Consider the following 1,161-nt stretch of genomic DNA (forward strand, 5'->3'; position numbering starts at 1 on the left):
CATATTGCACCTCAAACGTCAACATTTGGCTATAAGCCTTTGCAAAAAACATAAATCGCACGGAAATTGAGACCAGCACTCTAATACAGATATTCAAAATCTAGACTTTTGACGAATGGACCAGATAGAATTAAGATATAAAATACATGACTTACACACTTATTCTTACGTACCCTTCAAAACACTTTATTGAAGGTTGCCAACGTAACGAAGCCAACAAATTCACACTTGTTGTGAAACTATTTACACCACAATCCCTTATTTACCTCCACTACAGCCTCATCATTGTCAAACTCGGGATAACCTTGCATTGTTATAACCACTCAAATCTCTCAACACACCTTCCCCACATATCATCAATTATCACCTTGAAATGCTCCTTCCGATTGCTCTTGTTCCTGCATCAATTCATTATGCTCTCCCCTAGAGCTATCAAACTCATACACGTATTGCAAGGGTGTGCAAGCCAGTAAACTATATAGACTCGCATAAGCCTCTGATGATTTCGCTACATTGTCATCACTCGTGTGTTCTGTGTACAGACTATGCACGTTGGACATCAGATGGTAAAGGCTGTACACCGTCATTCCTGATGTAAATATCAACCCTGCATATGGCAAACCTCCTGCACCCATCACTATAGGTAATGCCATGTAAACCGTCGTTATCAGTACCTGTTTTAGCGCCTCAGCGTATTCCCCTTGGTACACTTGATATGTAGCTTCCAAACCCACTAGTGCTAATCCATACACGCTCAATCCCTTGTACATTCCATATACATGCACCGTGCCCAATACCACTTGCTTCACATTCTCAACTGTTGGTCGATTGACCACTCTTAGTACATCCACTACTGTATCAGCTATCTTGATGCTCAACGCTGCTTTATACATCACAACTTCCACTTCTGCCGCTTTTTCTCCTATCATTCCCTTTATGTCAATATCAGAGCTCATTTTTTGCTGCAATTCCCTTGCAAATATAAAATCTTCCCCTCTCCCTCCCTTGTCAGGGTGTAGTCTAAGCAGCACATGCTTCTTAAACTCTCCATAATTACGTAAAATATCTACCGATACTGTCTCACCTAGCTTGTTTTCTTTCAATATATCCTTAAATCTCCCAATCTCTCCCTTGTACAGATACTCCTTGTATTGCCATGCA

The 1,161-nt window shown here is 40.8% G+C and carries 1 protein-coding gene; it reads right to left on the reverse strand.

The window, feature by feature from the left end; genetic code table 11:
* Positions 1–356 precede the first annotated feature (356 nt).
* Positions 357–1,161, reverse strand: an 805-nt coding sequence (locus tag EDM53_RS06255) for a hypothetical protein (protein ID WP_165379668.1), incomplete at its 5' end; no start/stop codon positions are given.

This window comes from Rickettsiales endosymbiont of Peranema trichophorum, assembly GCF_004210275.1.
GTDB lineage: Bacteria > Pseudomonadota > Alphaproteobacteria > Rickettsiales > Midichloriaceae > RICK02.